Genomic DNA, 201 nt, shown 5'->3' on the forward strand with positions numbered 1-201 from the left:
AAGGAACGGCAGAGAAAGACGAAGGTCAGTACCGTCGATCCGGAAAGCGGGTTTATGCACCGGACCAACAAACCCAGGGGGTTCTTTTACCTTGACCACCGTACCGTGGATGGGCAAGTCGGTATTATCACCGATACCTACGCCACACCGGGTAATGTCCACGACAGCCAGCCTTTTATCAAGCGTTTGACGCGTCAGTTA

Annotated in this window: 1 pseudogene; it reads left to right on the forward strand. The window is 53.2% G+C overall.

From position 1 onward, the window contains the following. Positions 1-201, forward strand: a pseudogene (locus ACGF49_RS25570) (IS5/IS1182 family transposase); the annotation flags it as partial.

The organism is Photorhabdus sp. RM96S, from assembly GCF_042879335.1.
In the GTDB taxonomy this organism is placed as follows: Bacteria; Pseudomonadota; Gammaproteobacteria; order Enterobacterales; family Enterobacteriaceae; genus Photorhabdus; species Photorhabdus kayaii.